At 56.0% G+C, this 24,918-nt stretch carries 23 protein-coding genes and 1 pseudogene; 14 read left to right on the top strand and 10 right to left on the bottom strand.

The window, feature by feature from the left end; all coding sequences use genetic code 11:
- Positions 1 to 23: 23 nt before the first annotated feature.
- From PG731_RS07340 to PG731_RS07370, 7 genes are all read left to right on the top strand, one after another.
- Positions 24 to 194 carry a hypothetical protein gene (locus PG731_RS07340; RefSeq protein ID WP_165778241.1) on the top strand — a complete coding sequence of 57 codons (171 nt, stop codon included), beginning with the start codon at positions 24 to 26 and terminating at the stop codon, positions 192 to 194.
- Between the two features lie 213 nt (positions 195 to 407).
- Positions 408 to 860 carry a YbjN domain-containing protein gene (locus tag PG731_RS07345; protein ID WP_270773099.1) on the top strand — a complete coding sequence of 151 codons (453 nt, stop codon included), beginning with the start codon at positions 408 to 410 and terminating at the stop codon, positions 858 to 860.
- Positions 857 to 1,537 carry a YbjN domain-containing protein gene (locus PG731_RS07350; RefSeq protein WP_101628488.1) on the top strand — a complete coding sequence of 227 codons (681 nt, stop codon included), beginning with the start codon at positions 857 to 859 and terminating at the stop codon, positions 1,535 to 1,537. The genes PG731_RS07345 and PG731_RS07350 overlap by 4 nt, the downstream gene beginning before the upstream one ends.
- Before the next feature lie 41 nt (positions 1,538 to 1,578).
- Positions 1,579 to 2,238 (top strand): TetR/AcrR family transcriptional regulator, encoded by a 660-nt coding sequence (locus PG731_RS07355; protein ID WP_270773103.1) that lies wholly within the window; start codon positions 1,579 to 1,581, stop codon positions 2,236 to 2,238.
- A gap of 203 nt (positions 2,239 to 2,441) precedes the next feature.
- Positions 2,442 to 3,431 (top strand): DUF5692 family protein, encoded by a 990-nt coding sequence (locus PG731_RS07360; protein WP_270773104.1) that lies wholly within the window; start codon positions 2,442 to 2,444, stop codon positions 3,429 to 3,431.
- Positions 3,432 to 3,679: 248 nt separating this feature from the next.
- A complete protein-coding gene (clpB, locus tag PG731_RS07365; RefSeq protein ID WP_270773106.1) occupies positions 3,680 to 6,316 on the top strand; it encodes an ATP-dependent chaperone ClpB in 2,637 nt (878 codons plus the stop codon).
- 163 nt (positions 6,317 to 6,479) lie between these two features.
- Positions 6,480 to 7,292 (top strand): serine hydrolase domain-containing protein, encoded by an 813-nt coding sequence (locus PG731_RS07370; protein WP_270773107.1) that lies wholly within the window; start codon positions 6,480 to 6,482, stop codon positions 7,290 to 7,292.
- A 37-nt stretch (positions 7,293 to 7,329) separates the two neighbouring features.
- Here PG731_RS07370 and PG731_RS07375 read toward each other — a convergent pair whose 3' ends face one another.
- Complete coding sequence (locus tag PG731_RS07375) at positions 7,330 to 8,127, bottom strand: exodeoxyribonuclease III (RefSeq protein WP_270773108.1); 798 nt, start codon at positions 8,125 to 8,127, stop codon at positions 7,330 to 7,332.
- Between the two features lie 242 nt (positions 8,128 to 8,369).
- Between PG731_RS07375 and PG731_RS07380 the strand changes: the two genes are divergently transcribed.
- The 3 genes from PG731_RS07380 (at position 8,370) to PG731_RS07390 (ending at position 12,862) form a co-directional block, all read left to right on the top strand.
- Entirely contained in the window at positions 8,370 to 9,155 is a 786-nt protein-coding gene (locus PG731_RS07380; RefSeq protein WP_270773111.1) for an SDR family NAD(P)-dependent oxidoreductase, read from the top strand.
- 180 nt (positions 9,156 to 9,335) lie between these two features.
- Positions 9,336 to 10,619 (top strand): hypothetical protein, encoded by a 1,284-nt coding sequence (locus PG731_RS07385; RefSeq protein WP_270773112.1) that lies wholly within the window; start codon positions 9,336 to 9,338, stop codon positions 10,617 to 10,619.
- A gap of 242 nt (positions 10,620 to 10,861) precedes the next feature.
- Positions 10,862 to 12,862, top strand: coding sequence for an NlpC/P60 family protein (locus PG731_RS07390; RefSeq protein ID WP_270773113.1), 2,001 nt, complete (start codon positions 10,862 to 10,864; stop codon positions 12,860 to 12,862).
- Between the two features lie 155 nt (positions 12,863 to 13,017).
- On the opposite strand, the gene PG731_RS07395 is transcribed toward PG731_RS07390, so the two are convergent.
- The 4 genes from PG731_RS07395 to PG731_RS07410 form a co-directional block, all read right to left on the bottom strand.
- Positions 13,018 to 13,413 (bottom strand): hypothetical protein, encoded by a 396-nt coding sequence (locus PG731_RS07395; RefSeq protein WP_270773114.1) that lies wholly within the window; start codon positions 13,411 to 13,413, stop codon positions 13,018 to 13,020.
- Between the two features lie 240 nt (positions 13,414 to 13,653).
- Positions 13,654 to 14,223 carry an orotate phosphoribosyltransferase gene (gene pyrE / locus PG731_RS07400; RefSeq protein ID WP_101628478.1) on the bottom strand — a complete coding sequence of 190 codons (570 nt, stop codon included), beginning with the start codon at positions 14,221 to 14,223 and terminating at the stop codon, positions 13,654 to 13,656.
- A 225-nt stretch (positions 14,224 to 14,448) separates the two neighbouring features.
- Entirely contained in the window at positions 14,449 to 15,273 is an 825-nt protein-coding gene (locus PG731_RS07405; RefSeq protein ID WP_270773116.1) for an HAD-IIA family hydrolase, read from the bottom strand.
- 45 nt (positions 15,274 to 15,318) lie between these two features.
- Positions 15,319 to 15,828 (bottom strand): PH domain-containing protein, encoded by a 510-nt coding sequence (locus PG731_RS07410; RefSeq protein ID WP_270773117.1) that lies wholly within the window; start codon positions 15,826 to 15,828, stop codon positions 15,319 to 15,321.
- Between the two features lie 149 nt (positions 15,829 to 15,977).
- On the opposite strand from PG731_RS07410, the gene PG731_RS07415 reads away from it, so the two are divergent.
- Together PG731_RS07415 and fbaA are read left to right on the top strand one after the other, a co-directional pair.
- Positions 15,978 to 16,601, top strand: coding sequence for a TrmH family RNA methyltransferase (locus PG731_RS07415; RefSeq protein ID WP_270773152.1), 624 nt, complete (start codon positions 15,978 to 15,980; stop codon positions 16,599 to 16,601).
- A 207-nt stretch (positions 16,602 to 16,808) separates the two neighbouring features.
- Positions 16,809 to 17,825 carry a class II fructose-bisphosphate aldolase gene (gene fbaA, locus PG731_RS07420; RefSeq protein ID WP_101628475.1) on the top strand — a complete coding sequence of 339 codons (1,017 nt, stop codon included), beginning with the start codon at positions 16,809 to 16,811 and terminating at the stop codon, positions 17,823 to 17,825.
- Between the two features lie 221 nt (positions 17,826 to 18,046).
- Here the strand turns inward: fbaA and PG731_RS07425 are convergent, their stop codons facing one another.
- Positions 18,047 to 19,366: a hypothetical protein gene (locus PG731_RS07425; RefSeq protein ID WP_270773119.1), complete on the bottom strand. Its 1,320-nt coding sequence runs from the start codon at positions 19,364 to 19,366 to the stop codon at positions 18,047 to 18,049.
- A gap of 108 nt (positions 19,367 to 19,474) precedes the next feature.
- Positions 19,475 to 19,612 carry a hypothetical protein gene (locus PG731_RS07430; RefSeq protein WP_270773156.1) on the bottom strand — a complete coding sequence of 46 codons (138 nt, stop codon included), beginning with the start codon at positions 19,610 to 19,612 and terminating at the stop codon, positions 19,475 to 19,477.
- Between PG731_RS07430 and PG731_RS07435 the strand changes: the two are divergent.
- Both PG731_RS07435 and PG731_RS07440 read left to right on the top strand, forming a co-directional pair.
- Positions 19,605 to 19,860, top strand: a pseudogene (locus PG731_RS07435) (class II fructose-bisphosphate aldolase); the annotation flags it as partial. The gene PG731_RS07430 and the pseudogene PG731_RS07435 overlap by 8 nt on opposite strands.
- A gap of 166 nt (positions 19,861 to 20,026) precedes the next feature.
- Positions 20,027 to 21,205, top strand: coding sequence for a hypothetical protein (locus PG731_RS07440; protein ID WP_270773121.1), 1,179 nt, complete (start codon positions 20,027 to 20,029; stop codon positions 21,203 to 21,205).
- Between the two features lie 134 nt (positions 21,206 to 21,339).
- Here PG731_RS07440 and PG731_RS07445 read toward each other — a convergent pair whose 3' ends face one another.
- From PG731_RS07445 to PG731_RS07455, 3 genes are all read right to left on the bottom strand, one after another.
- Positions 21,340 to 22,089 (bottom strand): glycerophosphoryl diester phosphodiesterase, encoded by a 750-nt coding sequence (locus PG731_RS07445; protein WP_270773122.1) that lies wholly within the window; start codon positions 22,087 to 22,089, stop codon positions 21,340 to 21,342.
- A 76-nt stretch (positions 22,090 to 22,165) separates the two neighbouring features.
- The gene (locus PG731_RS07450; RefSeq protein ID WP_270773124.1) at positions 22,166 to 23,422 is read right to left on the bottom strand and encodes a DUF4032 domain-containing protein; all 1,257 of its coding nucleotides are present in this window, start codon (positions 23,420 to 23,422) and stop codon (positions 22,166 to 22,168) included.
- A gap of 159 nt (positions 23,423 to 23,581) precedes the next feature.
- Positions 23,582 to 24,706: an ABC transporter ATP-binding protein gene (locus PG731_RS07455; protein WP_270773126.1), complete on the bottom strand. Its 1,125-nt coding sequence runs from the start codon at positions 24,704 to 24,706 to the stop codon at positions 23,582 to 23,584.
- Between the last annotated feature and the right edge of the window lie 212 nt (positions 24,707 to 24,918).

Genomic DNA, 24,918 nt, shown 5'->3' on the forward strand with positions numbered 1-24,918 from the left:
CTTCCTGGTTCGCTTCTTCCTGAGTGGCAGGGATGATCCTCTTCACTGAAAACTGCGAGGGTGTTCGTGTTCCTTTTCCGGGACTGTCAATCGTCGAGCTAAGCGGGCGCATGGCGCTGTTTTGGGCTTTAAGTGAAGAAGTCGGCAACATTCATATCAAGATTCTGACATGGACCATGTACACACCAGATTGACGCTAAATGCAAGATGATTTCTACATGGTTTCTTCTAGACTGGGAACAATGATGGGTCGGCAACGATGCCGTGGCACGTGATTGCCTGTGATGACTGCTCATTCCTGAATGGGGAACGGTCCAGCGCAAGTGTCGACCTCGTGAAACAATGCGCTTCTTAGCGTTATTGGTAGAGATAAACGGTGGTTTCGTTAAAAAAGGGGAAGGGAAAGCATGAGTCACATTGAGCCAAACAGCGCAGATCGATTGAAGATTCCTATCCCGGTAACTCAAGACCGCCTGAAGGATCTTTTCAATCAACGTAGCTGGACGTGGTTCGTTGATAATGAAGGCGATTTGGGTGGTCGCTGGAATGGCTACACCTTTTATTTTTTGTTGACTGGAACGAACCAAGAGATTCTCCATATCCTGGGTGGCTGGGGTAACCCCATCAATCCAGACCGTCTACCAGAGGCACGTGCTTTTATTGCCGACTGGCATAGGAAGCACCTCTGGCCGAAAGTCTGCTTGACCCTTAACGATCAGGGAGTCGTCAATATTCGAGTAGAGAACACTGTTGACTGGGAGTCTGGCGCAACGGACGAACAGCTCTGCCAGCAGATCGATTGTGCGCTTGGCACGGGCATGCAATTTTTTGAAGAACTGAACGAGGAGCTGTCGTTATGAGCGGAATCTTTGATCGAATTAAGAAGATCTTGAATGCCCAAGTAGCAGATGAAGTGCGAAAGGATGCTTTTTCCAAAGATGGCGTCGTCCTAGATGTAGATGCAGATCTGCAAGAACTTCACTCCCTCCAGGTTCTCAGTGAAGAGGCCAACGGGGAAGACCAAGGTGGGGTAGCTTCTTCGGCAGATGATGTGCAGGATCGTTCGGACCAGCCCGATCAGCTGGATCTGACTCGTCCAGTCACCCTTGAACGTATCGGGTTCTTTTTCGACTCACAGGGTTGGAATTGGGGGATCGACGACGACGGTGACTTTGTGACAGGTTTCGATTCGAGTCAGTACGTGTTCCGGCTCACCGGCAAGAAGAACGAAATCTTCACAATTCTTGCCTTTCGAAGCACCCTCGTTGATTCTCAGTTGAGGTCAGAAGTCGAGTTACTGATTGAAGATTGGCATGCGACTCACCTGTGGCCGATGGCTTCGTTCGTTGAAAAGAACGGAGAGATTCGCATTTTGGCAGAAATGAACTTGGACTGTGAGTGGGGGCTTTCTGACGCGCAACTTGTTACTCAGTGCAAATGTGGACTCAGCACAATCTCCTCCTTCTTTGAGGAAGTAGATGAGAGATTCGGCCCAGCTCCATCGGAAACGGACACGGACGGCGACTACAGCGAATAGTGCGCTGTTTGCGACACTAGCGTAGAGACTCTGCCGATCATGTGGCAGACAAAGTCATTAAAAATGGGGGGGATGTGATGGGCGCTCCGCTCACATCGCGAGCTACAGCTTATCCACTGCTGAATGAACGCGGTGAAACGACGCGTTCTCAAATCCTTGACGCTGTCCAAGCTGAGATTGTTGAGCGTGGGGCTACAGCGATGACGGTTTCTTCAATTTCGAAGCGAGCGAACCTCACGCGCTCGCTGTTCTACCACTACTTTGCGACCAAAGATGAAGCCGCCTCGGCGGTCCTTGACAGTGTGATTGATGACTTTCTTGCTCAGGTTCGTCACTGGAACGAAGGGCGAGAACTCGGAAATGTTGATAAAGCTCTTGATGACGCAGTGCATCTTATGTGTTCGATCATCGATCAAGACGGCCCATTCAGCATGAGCTTGGCGGGGACTGGGAACGGGCAACTGTATCTGCAGTTCATTGACCGCGCGGCCGACCGTATCGCGCACTTCGTTGTGGATAACACCGTAGAAGATTTCCGCCGACACCATGAGATCAAAATTGGTGACCTTTACGAGACCTTCTACATGCTTATCGTCGGTCTGATCTCCCTGATGAGAACGCACCCGGATATCAGCGAAGCGGCGGTTAAACGAATCGTCGCCCACACCCTCCAGATTGACGATCTCGTTCAACTCGATTGATGAGGGATTTCTTCATTGAGGGAAATACACGGGGCTCAAACAGTGATTGACAGGGTGTAAATGTTAGCTTTAGACTGTGTGAGTCAGTTCATATCTGTGGTGGCGCGCGCCTTGAATCTGGATCCTGATCCCGAAGGGCAGACCTTCGTTTCTTGACTCCGCGTCACGACTCGACGTCCTGTGATGCAAGGAAGGCAAGAACAATGTTGTTCGAGGTCTACGGCGAACATGCCGCATATCAGTGGATTGGATGGGCGTTAGTTTTCGCTGCCCTCATCGGAGCGAATGAGATCGCGCGTCGCACAAAGGCGGGAGGCGTCTTCTGTTTCCTTGTGCTACCGGCTATTTTGACGGTCTATTTCATTGCGATCTACGTAGGTGCCGGACAGGGCGTGGAGTGGGCGCTCAATAACCCGACCTACGTGCACATGAATAGCTGGTTCCACTACGCGAAGCTCTATGCGGCAACTGCTGGCTGTATTGGCTTCATGATGCTGAAGTATGGCTGGGGAAAGATCGGTCGTTCACACGCATTCAAGTGCTTCCCGTTCGTTATTGTTGCGATCAATATTCTGATTGCCGTCGTCTCTGATTTTGAGTCGGCATTCCGCGCATTCGGCACGACCTGGGTTTCCTCCGAAGGTGTCACGCTGATGGGCGGCTGGCACAATGTCTTCAATGGCGTTGCGGGTCTGATCAATATCTTCCTAATGACCGGCTGGTTTGGTATCTACGCTTCTCGAAAGAAGCAGGACATGCTCTGGCCGGACATGACGTGGGTGTTCATTGTCGCCTACGACCTCTGGAACTTCTGCTACACCTACAACTGCTTGCCGACTCACGCCTGGTACTGCGGTGTTGCCCTGCTTCTTGCGCCGACAGTTGCCAATGCCTTCTGGAATAAGGGTGGGTGGATCCAGAATCGTGCAAACACGTTGGCTCTCTGGTGTATGTTCGCGCAGGTTGTTCCCGCGTTCCAGGACTACTCGAACTTCTCGGTTCAGTCTGTGAATAATCCGAATGTAAACCTGTTTGTTTCGATTCTCGCTCTGGTTGCCAACATTCTGGCTCTCGGCTATGTGGTCTATCGTTCGCGCAAGCTCGGCCGTAACCCGTACACGAATGAAATCTTCGTGGGGACGAAGGACTTCGAGGCTGCGATGGCGCGCCGCGAGGGTGTGGCTACCGCCTGATCTAGTTCGTATGGACGAGGCCCCGCCCGGCATGTGCCGGGCGGGGTTTTCGCTTGTCAGATCACCTTTGCCGACTGAGGGTGACTAGCTGGCCTCGTGAATAGGGAGACCGAAGGGGTGGAAGTTGAGTTTTCGACGAGAAAAACAAAGTTGAGTGGAATAGACTCAACTTTGGAGCGTTGATATATGTAGACGCGCGTGGGATCGTCGCGTGCCATATCTCGACGCAATACGTCACTGGAGGAAACATGACCAACGAATTCACGACGAAAGCGCAGGAAGCCATTGGCTCTGCACTCGAGTCAGCTAGGGCAGCTGGCAACCCGGGAGTTACGCCCCTGCATCTTTTGAATGCTCTGCTGACTCAGAACGAAGGAATTGCGACGGCGCTTCTCGATGCTGTCGGCGCCGACCGTAAGACAATCGGCACGAGAGCGCGTAACGCGCTGGTCGCACTGCCGAGTATTCAAGGCTCGACCGCCCAAAATGCTCAGGCAGACCAAGCTCTGATGGGAGTCATCAACGACGCTCGCAAGCGCGCAGAAAAGGCCGGCGATGCCTATGTGTCGACTGAACACCTGATGATTGCGCTTGCCGCGTCAAAGAGCGAGGCCGGCACCATTCTTTCTAGCAACGCGGCAACGCCCAACGCTTTGGAGGAAGCACTGAAGACGCTCCGTCCAAATCCGATTACGTCGCCCGATCCGGAGGGGAGCTTCGAAGCTCTCAAGAAGTACGGGCGAGACCTGACCGAGGTCGCTCGCGAAGGCAAGCTCGACCCGGTGATCGGTCGTGACGCGGAGATTCGTCGCGTCGTTCAGGTGCTGTCGCGTCGCACGAAGAACAACCCTGTCCTTATCGGTGAGCCTGGTGTGGGTAAGACCGCGGTTGTCGAAGGGCTAGCTCAGCGTATTGTCGCGGGCGATGTCCCGGCATCCCTGAAGGATAAGACACTTATTGCTCTCGACCTGGCATCGATGGTGGCAGGCGCGAAATACCGCGGTGAATTCGAGGAACGCCTGAAGGCTGTCCTCGAAGAAATCCAGCGCTCTGACGGGCAGGTCATCACCTTTATCGACGAGCTTCACACGGTCGTCGGTGCCGGTGGTGGGTCTGAAGGCGCGATGGATGCCGGCAATATGCTCAAGCCGATGCTTGCGCGTGGCGAACTGCGCATGGTTGGCGCGACCACGCTGGACGAGTATCGCGAGAACATTGAAAAGGACCCGGCTCTGGAACGTCGTTTCCAGCAGGTTTTCGTCGGCGAACCGTCCGTTGAGGATACGGTTGCGATCTTGCGCGGTATTGCGCCGAAGTACGAGGCCCACCATAAGGTGACAATCTCCGATGGTGCGCTCGTTGCGGCGGCAACCTTGTCGGATCGCTACATCACGGGGCGTCAACTGCCGGATAAGGCGATCGACTTGATTGATGAGGCTGCGTCTCGTCTGCGGATGGAACTTGATTCTTCCCCGATCGAGATCGATGAGTTGCGTCGCCAGGTGGATCGTCTGCGAATGGAAGAATCCTATCTGACCGAATCTGATTCGGATAAGACGGATGAAGCGACCCAGATTCGCCTAGAGAAGCTTCGTGCGGACCTCGCTGATAAGCAGGAAGAGCTGACTGCATTAACTGGACGCTGGGAGGCAGAGAAGGCCGGGCATAACAAGGTCGGTGATCTGCGCGTTCAGCTGGATGAACTGCGTACTCAGTTGGAACTTGCTATCCGTGAGAATCGTTGGGAAGAAGCCGGAAGGCTTCAGAACGGTGAAATCCCCGCGGTCGAACGCCAGATTGGCGAAGCCGAGGCGAACGCTGAAGCGGAAGATGAAGCAGCCGGCGAGCCGATGATCGCAGAGAAGGTTGGGCCGGCTGAGATTGCGGAAGTCGTGGAGTCCTGGACGGGTATCCCGACCGGTAAGCTCCTACAGACGGAAACCGAGAAGCTTCTGACCATGGAAGATGCGATCGGGCATCGACTGATTGGTCAGAAGATGGCCGTCGCGGCGGTGTCCGATGCGGTTCGGCGTTCCCGTGCGGGGATTGCGGATCCGAATCGTCCGACCGGTTCGTTCCTGTTCCTCGGTCCGACGGGTGTCGGTAAGACGGAGCTGGCGAAGTCGCTGGCGGAGTTCCTCTTCGATGATGAGCGAGCGATGATTCGCATCGACATGTCGGAGTACTCCGAGAAGCATTCGGTCGCGCGCCTCGTCGGCGCCCCTCCGGGATACGTTGGATACGAGCAGGGTGGTCAGCTGACCGAAGCTGTTCGCCGTCGTCCGTATTCGGTGATCCTTTTGGATGAGGTCGAAAAGGCTGATCCGGAAATCTTCGACATTCTGCTTCAGGTTCTCGACGATGGTCGCTTGACTGACGGTCAGGGCCGCACGGTTGATTTCAGGAATACGATCTTGATTTTGACATCGAACCTTGGCTCGCAGTTCCTATCCGATCAGTCTTTGACGCAAGAGATGAAGGCTGATGCGGTGATGAAGACGGTGCGTCATGCATTCAAGCCGGAGTTCTTAAACCGTCTGGATGAGACGGTCATGTTCGACCCGCTGTCGGCGGATGACTTGGCTGGCATTGTTGACCTGATGGTCGGCCAGCTCGCGAAGCGTCTTGAGAGCCGTCGCATCACGCTCGACGTGTCCGAGCCTGCCCGCGGTCTGCTGACCCGGATTGGCTACGACCCGGCTTACGGTGCTCGTCCGCTACGTCGCCTGATCCAGAAGGAAATCGGTGACAAGCTGGCGAAGATGCTTCTAGCCGGCGAGGTTGGCGATGGTTCGACCGTTCGCGTCGATGTTTCCGAAGACTTGGAGACTCTGTCGATGCAGGTAGTCGCAGAAGGTGAAGAGCCGGACATCTTCTCCTGCTGATTGATTCACGAGGCCGTGTGGGGCGCACGTTTGCAACGCGCGCCCCACACGTGCGCTTGCCACCAGAACCCGTGGCCGATAAGGGCGCGTTTAGAATAGGGGCACACCGGTAACAGCACGGCTCGAACAGTCGAGCGAGCGTCACAATGCGGAAGGAACACGCATGGCAGTCATCACGAGCGAACTGATGGATATTCCTTTTGCTCATGCGTATGCGTTGAATGTTGGGGGACAGACCCTGGTCAAGGTTGGTGACACGTCGACTGTCTATCCGCTGGCGTCCGTCACGAAGCTTTTGATGGCATGGTCAACGCTGGTTGCAGTCCAGCGAGGTTTTATTAGTTTGGGCGATCCAGCTGGTCCCGAAGGGTCCACGATTCGCCACCTTCTGGCTCACGCCTCGGGCTTGCCCGCAGAATCTCGCGATGCACAGTTCGGCGTCGAAAAACGACGTGTTTACTCCAACGCCGGTTTCGAGATCCTTGGTGATGCGGTTGCCGAAGCAACGGGAACAGACATCGGTCGATGGATTGAAGAATCCGTGATTGAGCCTCTGGGGATGACGATGACAGATGTCCCCGGCTCGGTCGCACGCTCTGGGCGAGCAAATGTTGACGATCTGCTGATTCTCGGCCAGGAGTTCCTGCATCCAACTCTGATCAGCGATGCGCTATCGAGTGAAGCGGTAACCCCGCAGTTCCCCGACCTTGCGGGCGTTGTCCCCGGATACGGTCGGCATAACCCATGCCCGTGGGGTCTCGGCCTTGAAATCCGGGGAACGAAGAACCCGCATTGGACCGCCCCAGATGCGCCGGCCACAACATTCGGTCACTTCGGAGTCTCAGGCTCGTTCCTCTGGGTTGACCGTGAACACGATGCGACCGCAGCGTTCCTTGGGTCGCAAGAATTCGGCCCCTGGCATAAGGAACACTGGTCGCAGCTCAACGCCCAATTGCTGGGCCTCGTGAACGCCTAACGTTCAGAGCGCGAAGGTGGACTCTGGTCCCACGTGGTCAGTCGGTAATATCGATGATGACTGGCACGTGATCCGACGCGCCCTTGCCCTTACGCTCATCCCGATCGATCTGAGCCTCAGCCACACGCGAGGCCAACGCGGGGGAGGCATACACAAAGTCAATGCGCATTCCCTCATTCTTCGGGAAGCGTAGCTTCTGGTAATCCCAGTAGGTGTAGTTGGTGACGCGCTCGCGGGTGATTTCGACCCACCCATCATCGGCGAAAGCAAAGAACGCGTCGCGCTCGGGCTGTGAGACGTGGGTGGCGCCGGCAAATGCGGTCATGTCCCACACGTCCTCATCAAAGGGGGCAACATTCCAGTCACCGACCATGGCGATTTGCGCCTTCGGGTCCTCAGACAGCCACTTCACACCGTTTTCCTTCAAGACGCGTAGCCACTCGAGCTTGTAGACGTAATGAGGGTCGGTCAGCTCACGACCGTTCGGGATATACAGGCTCCATATTGTGAACGGTGAGCCGTCGGGCGACTCGACAGTAACGCCGAGTGCACGAGCCTCCACAACCGGAGGATTCCCAAATGCGGGTTGGCCCGCGAAATGATCCTCGACCTTAAGAATCGGTAGGCGCGAGGCTACCGCAACACCGTTCCACTGATTCAGGCCGTGAATCCGAACCTCGTACCCCGCTTCGGTGAACTGGTCGACGGGGAACTGGTCGGGCTTGCACTTGATTTCTTGCATCGCCAGTACGTCTGTGCTCGAGCGATCAAGGAAAGCGATGACGCGGTCGACGCGGGTGCGGATGGAGTTGACGTTCCAGGTAGCAAATCTCATGGGATAAACCCTAGTCGGCAGGCTCCGACCCCGCTTGTTCGCGGAATGAGTCTGCGCTTGTTCACGGATTGACTTCGCTTGTTCACGGATTAACCCCGCTTGTTCACGGATTAACCCTGCTCGTTCACGGATTGAGCCCGCGCTTGTTCACCAAAGACCTGTTTGTCAGTTTCTTTCGCTCCTGCGGTAGTTGTGGGTGAACGTCCCTGACGCTGGCGTGCTTTGCCTCGTAGGCTTATCTCATGGGAACTGCACTTGTTACCGGCGCGACGTCGGGCATTGGCGAAGAGTTTTGTTGGCAACTGGCTGCAGGTGGCCATGACCTGGTCCTGGTGGCACGGAGTGAAGCGACATTGCATCAGCTTGCGGAGCGGCTTCACGCCTACGTGGGGATTAACGCGGAGGTGATCGTCGCTGACTTGGCGAATCCTGACCAGCTGGCTCGCGTCGCTGAGCGTCTGGATGTGGGTGGCGCTGAAGTGGGCGCTTCGGCTCTGAAGCCCGTCGATCTGCTGGTGAATAATGCTGGATTTGGGCTGGGCATGTCCTTCCCTGACAACGATCTTGATGCTGAGCTCTATGGCTTAGATGTCATGGTTCGTGCGGTGATGGTGTTGTCGCATCATGCGGCTCGGTCGATGCGTGTGCGCCATCGAGGTGCCATCATCAACACGGCGTCGGTAGCGTCGCGGACAGGGGCGGGCACCTACTCCGCGCATAAAGCGTGGGTCGTTGCGTTCACCGAGGGCCTGTCGGAGGAATTACGAGGCTCGGGAGTGACTGCTACCGCTGTTATGCCGGGGCCGGTTCGTACTGAATTCTTTACAAAGGCTGGTGTCGATATGGAAGAGATGCCGGATGCGTTCTTGGCGACCCCTGAGGAAGTTGTGACTGCTGGCCTTGGCGCGGTGCGTCGCGGGAAAGTGCTGGTCACGCCGACTGTTCCTGCGAAGGTCGGGATGGCGTTGATGAAGTTTGCTCCGCGTTCTTTGACGCGTCGTGTGATGCGGGCTGTTCCGCATATGTGAGTGCGTACCAGCATTAAATGGGGCTATTGTTACTACTGTTACTAATGTGATTGGTGATAATAATGTGGTTGAGCTCTTGCTCCCTCATTTTGTTCACCGATACTCTGTAATGACATGTCTGCTCGACGTGTGCCCGTTGACTCCCATCAACGATCAGTCGATTGAAGGAAGAACTCGCCAATGAAACTGCGTATGACGAAGCGAACGGCTCTGCTTGGCCTCGTAGCTGCCGCGCTCATCATTCCCGGAGTTAAAGCGACAAGCGCCGACTCCGCGCAGAGTGCAGCAGGGGTAAGTATTCCGCAACCAGCTCAGATGGACCTGCAGTCGGGCGTCAATCCTTTGTCCCCCTCAACGGTGACAACCTCCACCACTCCCTACGCTCCGTCCGGAGGAAACTGGCAGAACATTGGTGGCAATTGGCGTTGGGCTGCCAACGGCACCGGCCTTCAGATTGCGTCAACCTGGGCGAAAATCAATGGGCACATCTACCACTTTGATTCAACAGGCTGGATGAATACCAGCTGGTACGAAGAGGATGGCACCTGGTACTACTTCCAGCCTTCAGGTGGATATGCGGGAGCCCTGTACACTTCCGGCTGGCTTAAGCTCGGCGAAACCTGGTACTACCTTGATTCGACGACCGGCAAGATGGTCGCAGACACGGCAAAGACCATCAACGGAAAGCGATACGTCTTCGACATTGACGGCAAGATGAAGACCGGCTGGGCCTCCACGTCGCAAGGCTGGCACTACGTCAACGCATCGGGCGACCAAGTCTTCGGCTGGTTAAACCTGAACGGCACCTGGTACTACCTTGATCCGTCCACGGGAATCATGAAGACCGGACGCCACACGATCGGTGGAACCACCTACGTGTTCAACGCTTCGGGTGCAATGTCTACCGGATGGGCCAAGCTGAAGGAAGGCTGGCGCTATTCCGATTCCAACGGCGTTGAGCGCCTCGGCTGGCTGGGCCTGAATGGGACGTGGTATTACTTCGATCCATCAAATGGCGTCATGGTCGAACATGCTTCCAAGACAATTGGTGGCAGGACCTACACTTTCGACGCCAATGGTGCGATGAAGACCGGCTGGACATCAAACTCTGACGGTTGGCGTTACCTCAACGCATCCGGGTACGAAACCTACGGCTGGTTGAATGATCGAGGAACGTGGTACTACCTTGATCCCACCACGGGAATCATGCAGACCGGCCGACGTACGATCAATGGAACCACCTACGTGTTCAACGCTTCGGGTGCGATGTCGACCAGCTGGGAACGTCTGAGCGATGGCTGGCACTACTCCTCAACCAGTGGTGCCGAGGTTGTTGGCTGGGCAGTCGTGAACGGCTACTGGTACTACATGGATCCCTCAACGGGCATCATGGTCGCAAACACCTCGAAGAATATTGGTGGAAAAATCTACTCCTTCGACGCTTCTGGAGCATGGCGTTCTTGAACGTCTGGGTGGCCTCGTGAATCCGCGCAACCCCGAACGTTAAATTGTTCGACGTGCTGTGTAGACTGGAAGTCAACGTGCTCATTTCGTCGATTCGCGAGTGTTCAGTAACATGCGCCATCTGACTCGATGGCCACCGAGTAGTAGTTACTAGTAATCCAATCTGGCTGATTATGGTGTCATCGCCGGAGTTGCAATACAGGGGAACAATGAGAGTTTCACATCAAGTCCCGTGGCGTACATTGGCAAGCGCATTTGTCATCTCTGGGCTTGTCCTGTCGACGAACGTTGCCACGTTTGCTGACGAAAACGGTGAAAGCGCACCTCCAACTGTCACAACCCAGAGTGATCCCCAAGAAAACCCGCAGAATCAAAATGGGGGTACTTCACCTCTAGGAGCTGAAACCACAGCTCCTGTCGCTACCCCGAAAAAGACGACCGCCCACGAACCTTTGCAATCCCCTGAAGGTTCATGGATCTACTCCGGCGTCTGGCAGTGGAAACAACCCGACGGAACGCTCCTGAAAGACTCATGGGCGCGCATTAACGGCTCCACCTACTACTTTGACGCGAACGGGACCATGGCAAGTAGCTGGTTCCGCAACTCTGATTCGTGGTTCTACGCATCCGCGTCTGGCGCTCTTACCACAGGTTGGTTGAATGATCGAGGTACTTGGTACTACCTTGACCCTGTAACGGGGCAGATGAAGACGGGTCGTCATCAGGTTGGTTCTGTTTTTTATTTGTTTGATGGTTCTGGTGCGATGCGTACCGGTTGGGTTGAGATGTCCGATGGGTGGCATTATGCGACTACGTACGGCGCCGAAGTTCGTGGGTGGTTGAATGATCGAGGTACTTGGTACTACCTCGATTCTGAAACGGGGCAGATGAAGACGGGGCGTCATCAGGTTGGTTCTGTTTTTTATTTGTTTGATGGTTCTGGTGCGATGCGTACCGGTTGGGTTGAGATGTCCGATGGGTGGCATTATGCGACTACGTACGGCGCCGAAGTTTATGGTTGGTTGAGTGACCGAGGCGCTTGGTACTACCTTGACCCTGTAACGGGGCAGATGGCCACCGACCAGAAGCAAGTAGGAAACGAAACCTACTTCTTCAAGGCCTCCGGCGCGATGTGGACCGGCTGGCACAAGCGCGCAGATGGCTGGCACTTCCTGAACTCCAACGGTACTGAAACCCGCGGCTGGGTCGCCTCCGGTAAGAAGTGGTACTACCTTGATCCCGCTACAGGCATCATGGCGACAGGCGAGCGAACCATCGGCGGGAAGTCCTATGAGTTCGCATCAGATGGCGCGATGTTGACTGGCTGGCAAAAGCGCGCAGATGGCTGGCATTACCGCAAGCCTTCAGGTGAAGTCGGCCTTGGATGGCAACGGGTTGGTTTGGACTGGTACTACCTTGATCCCGCTACAGGCATCATGGCGAATGCTGGCCGCACGATCGACGGGAAATGGTACAACTTCCTCTCATCGGGTCAATGGGTCAACTACCAAGCTCCCGCCGGCTATCTACAACCGACAATGTCAATTCAGTCCCTTGGATGGGCTACCAATACTCTGACCTACGGCATGAACGGCGTGAAAGTCAGAATCGTTCAACAGCGCCTAGGTATCTGGCACCCGATGAAGCTGGCGTCCGTTGACAGTGGTTTTATGTCGGCAGTGCGTAACTTCCAACGTCGAGCGGGCCTGCCACAAACGGGCGTTGTCGACGAGCGCACATGGAATGCGATGGGAACCGGGTATTCCTGGTACGTTGACCAGTATCAAGTTGCGCCGACCGTTTCGCTTAGTGCAAGTCGCTCCGAACACATTGAAGCAATGATTTCCTACGCTTTGGCGCAGGTGGGATCGCCTTACACTTGGGGTGGAGCTGGTCCGTACAACTTAGGCTTTGACTGTTCGGGTTTGGTGCTTCAAGCACTACACGCAGGTGGCCTTGATCCACAACCGATTAACGTGCACAAGCATGCGTGGCCGGCCTATCGCACCTCGCAGGAGCTCTACAACTACTCCGGATTCCAATACCTTCCGCTGTCGCAAAGGCAACGTGGCGACTTGATCTTCTACACGTCGGGTGGCGTAGTGACGCACGTGTCGCTCTACTTGGGTAATGAGAGGGTTGTCCACACCGACTGGATGGGGAATCCGGCTCGTGTTGATTCCGTGTGGACCAGCTACGGGTACTACAACACGGCACCGTGGGTTATTCGCCCGTTCCCGTAAAGAGAATCGTGATCTAGCAGGTCGGTAGATTTCCAGTTTGCCGGCGCGAAACGAGGCCCCTCAGGAAACCGAGGGGCCTCGTTCGTCAGTGTAGGGAAGCGAAATTCTTTACGGGTCTGAAAATCTTCCTTGGAGATCTGCCTTGGAACTCTGCCTTAGAACACGATTGGCCAGTGCGGAAGACACTCGGTCAAAGTGATGTGCGCGGAGTTAAAGAGCTCTACAGTTGATGCATATTCGGGGTTCAACTCGGGCGTCTTCCCGGTCTTAATTGCTTCTTCTCCAGCCCGATCATCAACGTATTCGTTTAAGGAGCCATCAGACAGGCGTGCACTTGCGTCCGCGTACGCTTTGAAGGCTTCCATTGCATGAGTACCAGTGGAATCCACCGATCCTGCTTGCACTAGAGCATCAGTCTGCGCCGAGGCAAAAGCCTTGACGAAAGAAGCCCACGCGGTAGTTGCAGTGGTGGAATCGCCCGAGAGTGTTGCTTCAGTAAAGGCTTGTCCTTCAGGCAAGGACTCGAGTGCCTGGACGAGAATGTCATCCATCGCTTGGCACCCCTCCGTAGGAGCGTCCATCTCGGGAAGCGATGGGGCCGATTGAGGATCTGCATAGATCCCCGATTCAGCCTCAGATCCGATTGAGTGCGCTGTGGGGGCAGACTGCGGGTTTGGCTGGGGCGATGGTGAGCATGCGCCAAGAGTAAGCGTGAGACCTGCTATCGCGCTCAAACACACTGAGCAACGTCCCGTGAAGAGTCGATTTCGCATGAGATTTCTACCGCGAAATCAGGCCAGATCGAGATCTTCAAGACCAAGCGCATAGAAGTAGGGGAATCCCTCGGCCTCGATGCGTTCCTTAGCGCCGGTTGCGCGGTCAACGATGACTCCAACCGCAACGACCTCGGCTCCTGCTTCACGCAGAGCAGTGGCAGCTTCCAGAGGCGAACCGCCAGTGGTCGAAGTGTCTTCAAGGACAACCACGCGCTTGCCGACCACGTCCGGCCCCTCAATGCGACGCTTCATGCCGTGGTCCTTGGCAGCCTTGCGCACAACGAAAGCATCAAGGTCGAGGCCACGCGAAGAAGCGGCATGCATCATTGCGGTGGCAACGGGGTCCGCTCCCATGGTCAGACCGCCAACTGCAACATAATCTTCGCCCGGAGCAAAACCGGATTCTTCCAAAAGATCGAGCATGACGTGACCGATCAGGGGTGCAGCTTCGTGGTGAAGCGTTGCGCGACGCATATCAACGTAGAAATCAGATTCGCGACCGGAAGCCAGAGTCACCTTTTCGTGGATGACGGCAAGTTCCTTGACGAGTTCGGACAGGCGGGCTTTTTGAGAGTCATTCGTCATGCTTCACAGTCTAGACGGTAGGTGGCATAGACGATGGGACGGTTTCGCCACACCTTTCGCTCCGTAGAGCGCCACATATGAAAGTGCCCCAACCTTTGAACTGTCCCCCGGAAGTTGGACTGATTAATTCAGTTTTTCTCCCGGGGGGGGGAGGCAGTTCACTTGAGGCTGGGGGAACTTTCGTCAAGAGCTCGAGCAATCAGCCCGAGAAGGGAAAATAGGCGGTCAGTCGGCGAATGCCTCGACCAGTTCAATCAGCTCACCAATACCCTCGTGAATTCCGAATGGGCGGTACGGGTACTGTTCAATTTGTTCGATCGACGTTGAGCCGGACAGCACAAGGTGCGTGCGCAGACCGGCTTCAACACCCGCCTGAATATCCGTGTCCATGCGGTCGCCGACCATTGCAGCGTGCTCAGAGTGGGCGCCGATCTTGTTCAGACCTGCGCGGATCATCACGGGGTTCGGTTTGCCGACGAAGTAGGGGCGCTTACCGGTGGCTGCGGTGATCATTGCTGCGATCGAACCGGTCGCGGGCAGTGTGCCTTCATCTGAGGGGCCCGTGACGTCCGGGTTGGTGGCGATGAATTTTGCGCCACTTTCGATTAGTCGGATTGCTCGGGTAATCGCGTTGAAGTCGTAGTTACGTGTCTCGCCGAGCACCACGTACTCAGGATCCTGATCGGTCATGATGTAGCCGGCGCCGTGGAGCGCGGTCGTCAGTCCAGCCTCGCCAATCACGAATGCGGACGAGTTGGGCGACTGCTGCGACAGGAATGCTGCGGTCGCGTTTGCCGACGTCCAAATATGTTCCTCAGCAACATCCAAACCGGACCGTTCAAGTCGAGCAGACAGGTCGCGGTTGGTGAAGATTGAGTTGTTCGTCAGAACCAAGAATGGCATGTTCTTGGCGCGCAGTGCCTCGAGGAACTGCTGAGCTCCGGGAAGCGCCCGGTTTTCCTTGACCAGAACACCGTCCATGTCGGAAAGCCATGCGGAAACAGGTGGCATGTCGGTGAGGGCCTTGGGCGCGATTTCGTTATCAGTCATGTCTTCATCCTATGTGGAATATCAGGGAAAGACATGGAGAAGGGTTTATTCAGGGTCTGTGTCGATTGCGCCTTGAATGTCGTTGAACAGCAGGTTCGAGATCTCAACCTGAACGTATTCGACGCGCGGAACATCGTGCAGGACAAGCGGGTCGTCTGCGCTGGTCTGCAGAGTCAGAGTGCCACACCCGAAGATGCGGTCGATAAAGTCGCGGTCCATTGCCACGTCGGAAATGCGCGTGATGGGCAGGTCGTGTCCCTTCTTGTTGATGATGCCGTGGCGCGTGATGATGCGTTTCGTGGTCAGCGTGAAGGTCGTGGTGAACCAGCGGATGAAGGGCATGATGAAGATCGGGAATGTCGCGACGATGACGATTGCCCAGACGATTTCGTAGCTGTAGGGCGCCCACTCAGTCGGTAGGTAGACCGATGCGAAGATTCCGACAATGATCAGAATCAGCTCAGCTAGCGTATTGCCAAGGATGGCTTTGAAGTGCGTGCGCATGTGGCGGACGATTTGTTCGTCTTGGGACAAGAGTGCATGACGTGGAGACATGTCTTAATCGTGCCATTATTTCCCTCGCTTGTGCTTGCTATGTAATGCAAGACGCTATCGTTATGCCCGTGAGTGATGTTTATCAGGATGTCGTCAGCGCCGGTGAGCGCGGTGCGCAGGTGCCAGACCGTGCGCTCTCCCGTGGCGCAATGGGGGACGAGGCCACGCCTGCTTTAGAAAGCCTGCCCGGTGTTGGTCCGTGGGTTGGTGAGCTTCCGACCGATGAAAAGTACGATCCTGAACTACTGAAAAACGGCGATCATCGCAACGTTGAAGACCAGTATCGCTACTGGACGATGGACGCGATCCGCGAAGACATCGCAGCCCACGCGCTCCCGTTCGAGGTTGCAATCGAGAACCTCGGTCATGACTTCAATATCGGTTCTATCGTGCGCACTGCAAATGCGCTGGGAGCCAGTCGAGTCCACATTGTTGGGCGTCGTCGTTGGAATCGTCGCGGGGCAATGGTGACTGACCGCTACCTGCAGGTCGATCACTGCCAGACCCCCGAAGACCTTGCCCGATCATGTGCAGAGCGCGGAATGAGCCTCGTCGGCGTCGATAACGTGGAGGGCTCCAAGCCACTGGAATCCACTGAACTACCGAAGCGAGCGTGCCTGATTTTCGGCGAAGAATCCTCCGGGTTGAGCCAGGAAATGCGCGACCTTGCCGAGGTGATCGTCCACATTACCCAGCGAGGATCGACGCGCTCAATGAACGTTGGCCATGCGGCGGCAATCGCGATGTGGGCGCACGCGTCCAGTTTGGTCTGACGTTTCAGTGATGTGCGTGGCCTCGTTCCTCATCGGCGAGGCCGGGATACCGAAGCTCAAACTTCGCTGTTTTTGTTGCCCGCACGGGCAAAAGTCCGCCTTGGAAGCACTTATGTGCAGGAAATAGGGACTTCCTACCTCACACGAAACTTGCGATGTGTGGAACAATAGCCAGTGACAAATCTGTCGTTCGAATAGGAGGCTCCTGTGCCTGTCGCAACCCCTGAGGTCTACGCCGAGATGCTGAACCGCGCGAAGGAAGGCAAGTTTGCCTACCCCGCGATCAACGTGACCTCTTCCCAGACCGTTACCGCTGCTATCCAGGGCTTCGCCGAGGCAGAATCTGACGGTATCGTTCAGATCTCCGTCGGTGGCGCTGAATACGCTTCCGGTTCGACGATCAAGAACCGCGTCACCGGTTCGCTCGCCCTCGCTGCATACGCAACCGAGGTCGCCAAGAACTACGGCGTGACCATCGCTCTGCACACCGACCACTGCGCAAAGCAGAATATCGATTCCTGGATCCGCCCGCTCATGGAGATTGAAGCCACCCAGGATCTGCCGACCTTCCAGTCGCACATGTGGGACGGCTCGGCCGTACCGCTTGAGGAGAACCTTGAGATCGCCAAGGAACTCCTCGCCCTCTCCCAGAAGGCAAACACCATCCTCGAAATCGAAATCGGCGTTGTCGGTGGCGAAGAAGACGGTGTTGTCGGCGAGATCAACGAGAAGCTCTACACCACCACCGAAGATGCGCTGAAGACCGTTGAGGCTCTCGGTCTTGGCGAGAACGGCCGTTACCTGACCGCTCTGACCTTCGGTAACGTCCACGGCGTTTACAAGCCGGGCCACGTCAAGCTCCGTCCCGAAATCCTGGGCACCATCCAGGAAGAGGTTGCAGCAAAGGTTGGTTGGAAGAACAACCGCCCGTTCGACCTGGTCATGCACGGTGGCTCCGGTTCGACCGCAGAGGAAATTGCTCTCGCAGTCGAAAACGGCGTCATCAAGATGAACGTCGACACCGACACCCAGTACGCCTTCACCCGTCCGGTCGTGGAGCACATGTTCCGCAACTACGACGGCGTCCTGAAGATCGACGGTGAGGTCGGCAACAAGAAGCAGTACGACCCGCGTTCGTGGGGCAAGTCCGCTGAAGCGGGCATGGCTGCTCGCGTCGTCGAGGCTTGCCAGCGTCTCGGTTCCGTCGGAACTAAGATGAAGTGAACGCTTGCCTGTGGTTGAGCTGATTCACTGAATTGGACTCGGTGGCCCCGTCGCGATTCGTCGTGGCGGGGCCACTGCCGTTGTGTTGTAAGAGGACTGTGCGACGGGTGGTGTGGAATTCCTGATAAGTCGAGTGATGCCGTGCGCGGGTCTCTTGATCCGCGGGTGCGCTAGTTGCCGGCGGATTCGTATTTCCGCGTAGTCGTTTGTCGGCGGTGCGCCTAGCGGATCTCTGTCAGCAGTTCTGTTTTCTCAGCCTTCAACTCTTCGCTTACATGATCGATGATCTCTTTGAAGGGGGTCTTGTCGGGGGCCGCCAGGGGGTGGGCGATGATGTGACCCCATTTGAGGAGTGCGGGGAGTGAGAAAAGGCAGAACAAGAATAAAGCGACGCGGATGGATTCAATGTCGCGTGCGTAAAGGGTGGTGAGTTCGGAGAACCAGATAACGGTGAGAAATACGATGCTCATTATGAACATAATCCACGCGAGGAGATAAATGGGGACGAATTCTTTCTGGGAAAGACGTTCGAGCACGGCTTGGTGAAGCGTGACCACTGAACAGCCGAAGCAGAGGGTGAGAATCATGCTGAAGCCCGCAGGGGCCGCGAGGTGCCTGAGAACAGCTTCAGCCGGAGTGTTCTTGTCGAGGCAAATCATCATGGTGACAACGATGAGAGGGATGAGGAGCCCGACTGGAATCGCCCACAATTCGGACCTCCTTCTCAAAACGGATGCGAGAAGCCCCTTGAGTCTCGCAGGTCTTGCAATGACTTTTGGCTCCGTGTCCTGTTCAAGTGCTTTCTGAAGGTCTTCAGGAAGTTCTGGGCGAGTCCTGCCTCGCGCCATCCGCCACATCGTCATCCCTGATTCACCCGTGGACAGTGCCCTCAGGTCCTCCAGTGCGGCTGCGGTGTCTAGCAGTCTCAGGACGCGTTCTGATGCTGAAGGGGATGCCTCGGACTTCCTGATGATGTACTTGAAGACGATCCAGTAGAGCATCCAGAACAGGGCTGCTGCGAGGAGTGATGACTCCCATCCGCCGGCGTCTGATAGGAAGCGCTTGATGAAGTTCAAGGTCGAAACCGCGGTGATAGCGGCGCTGATTATGAAAACGACTGCCTGGAGTGCGGTTTCATCTGATAGCAGCTTCGCCGTCTTCTTCTGATGAGCGAGCCATTCAGGTCCGAACTGGTCCTTCTTCACCGGCGCCGAGGGGGAGGAGGTGGTTCCCTCGATGAATGACAGGCCGAGGAGTGCAAAAACCAGGCCGCTTTGAACGTTGAGAAGGGTCGAGTTGGGAACAGCGATGATCTTGAGGTAGGCCCATAACTTCTCCGGAGCATTCGGATCGCCCGAGATCCCCTCCCGATAGAGAGTGTTGAGAATGGTGATCAGTTCTGTGTAGGCGACGAGGAGGAGAAAGGGTATAGAAAGGAAGACTATCCATTGAATGATATGTTTGGGGTGCTCGCGCAGGGTGGCGGATGTCGAAGTCTCCTGCGCGGCTTCTGATCCCTTAGTAGAAGGTCTTTCATTCATGGTGTTAATCCTATTTCCTTGAGTGGGATTATTAGCTGATCTAGTGCCGCCACGGTTATAGAATTACTCAGACTCCTCCCCTTTGAGGAGGGAGGGCTCTCGAAGCCCCTATTCCTTCTTCGACAGGGTCTTCTCGATTTCTCGTCCCAGGGAGAGCAGGTTCTTGATTTCGAACTGCTCCCCATTAGTTGGACTGAGAAATCGCTTACCGACTAGTGGGGAGTAGTTCAGCGGGCGGATCGCCAAGGGACTCCTTGCCCTCTCCCAGAAGGCCAAGACCATCCTCGAAATCGAAATCGGTGTTGTCGATGGCGAAGAAGACGGTGTTGTCGGCGAGATCAACGAGAAGCTCTACACCACTACTGAAGATGCGCTGAAGACTGTTGAGGCTCTCGGTCTTGGCGAGAGGCCGTTACTTGACCGCTCTGACCTTCGGCAAGGTCCACGGTGTTTACAAGCCGGGTCATGTCAAGCTCCGTCCCGAAATCCTGGGCCTTCATCCGTCCGCGTTTAGCCCTGTTTCGCATGCGTGAAGGCGCACTTTTGTCCGGGCGCACTGGAAGTTTTGCGCGCTTTCACTGAAAGAGTGCCTCAGGTAGCGACAAACACGGGTGAAACGTGATGAGATTAGAACAGTTCGACGTAAGAAGGGTGGTCGTTATGGGCCAGGTGTGGACTTCAGTTGAAGGCATGATGATCGGCGCAGGGCTTGATCCCAAGGCCATTATCAATGAGTTGCATGAGCGCGCCATCTTAGCGAAAGTCGAGTGGTATCCGTCTGCTCCGCACTTTGTGGGCGTTGACTTCGCTGTTTCTGACGGTCGTCTTGGCGTTGTTCGTGACAATACGCTTTCTGAAGGTCCCACAATCGAGGATCTCGCCGAAGAACTTGCATCCCGTTTTGAAGGCGAAGTCCGCATTTCGACCGTGGTCGTGGATCATACTCCCGAAGGGGTCAGCCCGCTTGCTGACGTGTGGGATAGCGACCTGGATGACGATGAGCCGGCAGAATCCTCGCGAATCGTTGAGATTGGTAATACGCCTGCGTCGTCGGTGCCGTTGCTTGCAGCGCTTGAGGGTATCGATCTTGCCGATATTGAAGGCAATGGTGGCCAGCGCCTGCTTCTTGCTGAGCTTCCGGCTGAAAAAGCCGGCTGGAACTTCGGTGAACTGCCACTGATAACTCTGTCGAAGCAGGATAATGAGTTCCAAATTTTCCTGGTCACGGATGACCACTTGGAACACGTTGTTATTCACAACTGGGCGATGGACTCAAAGATCATTCCGGGTGCGCACAATGTGCCGACAGAGGTTGACGACGAGATCCTAGATCTCGTCGGCGATCGTCCGAATTTGAAGAAGATTGCGGACGCGGTGAACGGGTCGAACGTTGACGATCTGTACAAGTCGACGTCCCTGTTCGGTGATGACGCTGTTGTCGCTGCGGTGAAGGCGCTTGGTCTGCCCGAGTCCGTTGCGGGCTTCCTGCTGGGGCGTATTGATGCCGATGAGGTTGAAGGCGCGAAGCTCCACATGGCTCGCGGTATTTCAAACGCGATCGGTCGTAGCGTGGACATCATGTTGAAGGAACCGGATTCACCGGCTCAGCCTCTATGGGAGTCCTACCATTCAATCGCCGTTGATCGTCCGCATCTGGTGAAGTATTTTGCCGGTGCCGAGGCTATTGTCGGCACGACGTTGCTGACCCTCGCGGTGCGCGCGCAGGCTCCGCGTCGTGGTTGGATGAAGTTCGGTGGTGTGCTCGGCGGGATTCTGCTGTTTGATTCGGTGGCAGAGTTGTCGCTGTCGCGTTACCTGCGTGCGAAGCAGGACCGCTAGTATCGTTTGCGATTGATGCGTCCTCGTGTACTGATCGCGCCAACTGCTTATTGACGAGGCCGGGGTCGGCAGTTCATTCGAACTGCCGACCCCGGTGCGTTACATCAGGAACTTAGCGCTTTAAAAAGCGCGTTTTAGAGCACGTGTGCTTCAGCGGGGAAGTCCTGTGGGCGATCGGTGAAGATACCGGTGACGCCCCATGATGCGAGCTCCTGAGCTTGATCCACATCGTTGACTGTCCAGACGTTGACGTCGAAGCCTGCGTCGCGCATTTCCTTGACCTCTTCAGGGGTGAGGCCGTTGACATCGGGGTGAATTGCGGTGCATCCCAGCAGCTCAGCTCCCTGTTGCCAGGTGGGGCCGGGTTGGTTTTCGCGGTCGAACAGCCAACCGAGATTAATGTTCGGTCGCATAGCGTGGAAGCGTGCGAGAGCCTCGTGGTCGAAGGAAGAAACGATGAAGCGGTCGGTGTTCGCGACCGAATCAACTGCAACAGCGAGGTTCTCGATCAGCTTTTCGCGAAGTTCGGTGCCACCACGGCAGGGCTTGATCTCGAGGTTCATGCCCATGTTTGTCGAATTGGCGAATGAGATGACGTCAGCTACTTCCGGGATTCGTTCAAACCGGTAGGTGTCGGAGAACCACTTTCCGGCGTCAAGCTTGCGAATGTCGGAGAAGCTGAGGTTGTAGTAGCCACCCTTGCCGGTCGTTGTGCGTTGAAGCTTATCGTCGTGGATGACGATCAAAGATCCGTCGCCGATGATGTCGACGTCGAATTCGAACCAGCGGGCACCGACCTCCGCTGCTTTCGCGAAGGAGGCGATTGTGTTTTCAGGCGCCAATGATGAGGCTCCGCGGTGCGCGAAAATCCTGGGGAATGCCATGCGTGTTCCTTTTTGGGTGTTCTATTTCAGTTGTCTGCCTGCAACGTTAGTCGCTTGGAGGCTAGGTCGCTTGTTCTTACCAGAGGTCAGGGTTTGATGCGGCGGTGGTTTCTTCTTCTGCCTGGTTGATGAAGCGTTCTTCGTCGCGTTTGGCGGCAAGAATCTTTTCAACGTACGAGTCGATCGCTTCTTCGAGAGGAACGTCATGGCCGGCTTGTTCGCCTAGGTACCAGCGGTGTTCAAGGAACTCATGGTAGATCTGAGCCGGTTCGAGCTTGGTTTTCAACTCGGCTGGAACTGCTCGCATGACGGGTTCAAAAGCGTTGTTCAACCACTGGTGTGCGGCCAATTCGAGTGGCATGTTCGGGGTGCCCGAGGTGGCTTGGTAGGTGGCGATGTCGTTCAATAAGCGTTGTGCTTGGTGTTCGCCAACATCCATGCCGGTGAGTCGCATGAGCTTGCGATGATGATGTCCGGCGTCGACGACCTTCGGTTGGATCATCAGTTCGGTTGATCCGGCAACCGATGTCATCTTCAATTCAGCAACGTCGAATCCCAGGTCATTGAGGCGTTCGATTCGCTGAGCAACCTTCCACTTCTGGGAAGAATCAATGAGTTCTGTTCCGGTCAGCTCATTCCATAATTCTTCGTAGCGGCTTCGAATACGGTCGCCAACTTCAATGGGATCTGCGTCTTCGGGGAAGTACTCTCCAGCCTGAAGATCCATGAGTTCGCCAATGATGTTGGTCCGTGCCAAATCAACGTCGTACTCGCGTTGGCCAGAGGTGAGTTTTGGGTGGAGCTCGCCGGTTTCTGCGTCCACCAGGTAGGCGCTGAATGCTCCGGCGTCTCGACGGAACAAAGTATTCGACAGCGAAACGTCGCCCCAGTAGAAACCAAGAAGGTGTAGGCGAACAAGCAGTACCGCTAGGGCATCAATCAAACGTGTTGCCGTGTCAGCGCTCATGTATTGGCTGAACAGAGCACGGTAGGGCAGGGAGAACTGCAGGTGTTCGGTGACCAGGACGGCATTGAGTTCCTCACCGTCAAGATTGCGCCTACCGGTGATTACTGCGGTAGGGAGCACGGAAGGGGCACCAAGACGTGAGAGGTCACGAAGCATCTCGTACTCGTGATGTGCGACGGTCGGGCCGATTTCCTTTACGGCGATCACACGGTCAGAGAGGTTCACGAATCGCACGATGTGGCGAGAAATGCCACGGGGGAGAGCTGCGAGGATCTCGTCGGGCCATTCTTCTAGCGGAATTTCCCAAGGAAGATCAAGAAGCGTGGGATCAACGGTCGCGGCCATGATCTCTAGTGATTCGGGCATAGTCCTATTCTCTCATTGCTGAAAGGGACGCAATTATTGAGGAGAATGCGCCAACGAAAGCGCCAGCCCACCAAAAGTGGGGCACTGGTCAGGCATCGAGGAATATGAGGTGGCCCCGCCTCGTTGCTATCAACGAGAACGGGGCCAACTGTGGATGAATCACTCAGGCAGACGCATACCGGTTGCAGCAGAGAAGTTGTGCTGCTGGCCGGGGCGGATGCGAGCGTGGATCACGCCACCGCGAGCCGGAGCGGTGCGCGGAGGAACGCGAACGATGATCTGCTTCACTGAGCCTTCATCGGTGGATCCGAGGCCCTCGGTGGAGCCTGCAAGATGACCGTAAACGTAGGCATCCGAGCCGAGTTCTTCAACGAATTCAACTTCGATCGGAATCGTGTTTTCTTCGTTTTCGGAAACAACTTCGAGGCCTTCAGGGCGGAAGCCGATGGTGATCTTGCCACCGTCTGCCGGGGTGAGGGCGTCGAGGGTTGCCTGCGAGAGCGGAACGCGTGCCGGGCCGAGGATAGCGTTGGCGCCGTCGACGGTGAACGAGCCGAGGTTCATCGCCGGGGAGCCAATGAAGCCTGCGACGAAGTCGTTTGCCGGGCGCTCGTACATTTCCTGCGGGGTGCCGACCTGCTGGAGTAGACCGTTGTTGAGGACGGCGATGCGATCGCCCATGGTCAGAGCTTCGGTCTGGTCGTGGGTGACGTACACGGTGGTGACGCCGAGCTCACGCTGCAGGGAAGCGATCTGGGTACGGGTCTGAACGCGGAGCTTCGCGTCGAGGTTCGACAGCGGTTCGTCCATGAGGAAGACCTGAGGCTTACGAACAATTGCGCGACCCATGGCGACGCGCTGACGCTGACCACCGGAGAGTGCCTTCGGCTTGCGCTCGAGGTAAGGCTCAAGGTCGAGGATGCGTGCGGCTTCATCAACGCGCTTGTTGATTTCGTCCTTCGGGGTGCCGGCGATCTTGAGGGCGAAGCCCATGTTTTCGCGGACGGTCATGTGCGGGTAGAGCGCGTAGTTCTGGAAGACCATTGCGATGTCGCGGTTCTTCGGCGCAACGTTGGTGACGTCCTTATCACCGATCAGGATGCGACCGCTGTTGACTTCTTCGAGGCCGGCGAGCATACGCAGAGAGGTGGACTTACCACAGCCGGACGGGCCGACGAGGACTAGGAATTCGCCATCCTGGATTTCGAGGTCGAGCTGGTCGACCGAGGGCTTGTCGTTACCCGGGTAGATACGGGTTGCCTTGTCAAAGGTGACAGTTGCCATTATTCAATTTCCTTCCCACCGGCAGGTACGTGCCGGACGATCCGAGTGGGTCAATGTTCACCAGCGTCATCACTGGCGGGTTCCTTGTGCGAGCAACCTTTTCCAACCTAGCACACGACTTGGTTTTACAACAGGTTTCAGTGTGTCGTGCGCGTTACCCACCGCGCTTGTTCACCGCGTGGTCTGCTGTTGAGAGCGCGCTTGTTCACCGT

The sequence above is a fragment of the Pauljensenia sp. OF14-1SRA genome (genome assembly GCF_027694595.1).
Lineage (GTDB): Bacteria > Actinomycetota > Actinomycetes > Actinomycetales > Actinomycetaceae > Pauljensenia > Pauljensenia turicensis_B.

Coding starts and splice junctions, on each gene's coding strand:
- PG731_RS07360 (WP_270773104.1), top strand. CDS start 2,442: ATGTTGTTCGAGGTCTACGGCGAACATGCCGCATATCAGTGGATTGGA.
- pyrE (WP_101628478.1), bottom strand. CDS start 14,223: ATGACGAATGACTCTCAAAAAGCCCGCCTGTCCGAACTCGTCAAGGAA.
- PG731_RS07345 (WP_270773099.1), top strand. CDS start 408: ATGAGTCACATTGAGCCAAACAGCGCAGATCGATTGAAGATTCCTATC.
- PG731_RS07350 (WP_101628488.1), top strand. CDS start 857: ATGAGCGGAATCTTTGATCGAATTAAGAAGATCTTGAATGCCCAAGTA.
- PG731_RS07455 (WP_270773126.1), bottom strand. CDS start 24,706: ATGGCAACTGTCACCTTTGACAAGGCAACCCGTATCTACCCGGGTAAC.
- PG731_RS07395 (WP_270773114.1), bottom strand. CDS start 13,413: ATGGATGACATTCTCGTCCAGGCACTCGAGTCCTTGCCTGAAGGACAA.
- PG731_RS07375 (WP_270773108.1), bottom strand. CDS start 8,127: ATGAGATTTGCTACCTGGAACGTCAACTCCATCCGCACCCGCGTCGAC.
- PG731_RS07385 (WP_270773112.1), top strand. CDS start 9,336: ATGAAACTGCGTATGACGAAGCGAACGGCTCTGCTTGGCCTCGTAGCT.
- PG731_RS07445 (WP_270773122.1), bottom strand. CDS start 22,089: ATGGCATTCCCCAGGATTTTCGCGCACCGCGGAGCCTCATCATTGGCG.
- PG731_RS07450 (WP_270773124.1), bottom strand. CDS start 23,422: ATGCCCGAATCACTAGAGATCATGGCCGCGACCGTTGATCCCACGCTT.
- clpB (WP_270773106.1), top strand. CDS start 3,680: ATGACCAACGAATTCACGACGAAAGCGCAGGAAGCCATTGGCTCTGCA.
- PG731_RS07380 (WP_270773111.1), top strand. CDS start 8,370: ATGGGAACTGCACTTGTTACCGGCGCGACGTCGGGCATTGGCGAAGAG.
- PG731_RS07440 (WP_270773121.1), top strand. CDS start 20,027: ATGGGCCAGGTGTGGACTTCAGTTGAAGGCATGATGATCGGCGCAGGG.
- PG731_RS07370 (WP_270773107.1), top strand. CDS start 6,480: ATGGCAGTCATCACGAGCGAACTGATGGATATTCCTTTTGCTCATGCG.
- PG731_RS07405 (WP_270773116.1), bottom strand. CDS start 15,273: ATGACTGATAACGAAATCGCGCCCAAGGCCCTCACCGACATGCCACCT.
- PG731_RS07425 (WP_270773119.1), bottom strand. CDS start 19,366: ATGAATGAAAGACCTTCTACTAAGGGATCAGAAGCCGCGCAGGAGACT.
- PG731_RS07415 (WP_270773152.1), top strand. CDS start 15,978: ATGGGGGACGAGGCCACGCCTGCTTTAGAAAGCCTGCCCGGTGTTGGT.
- PG731_RS07410 (WP_270773117.1), bottom strand. CDS start 15,828: ATGTCTCCACGTCATGCACTCTTGTCCCAAGACGAACAAATCGTCCGC.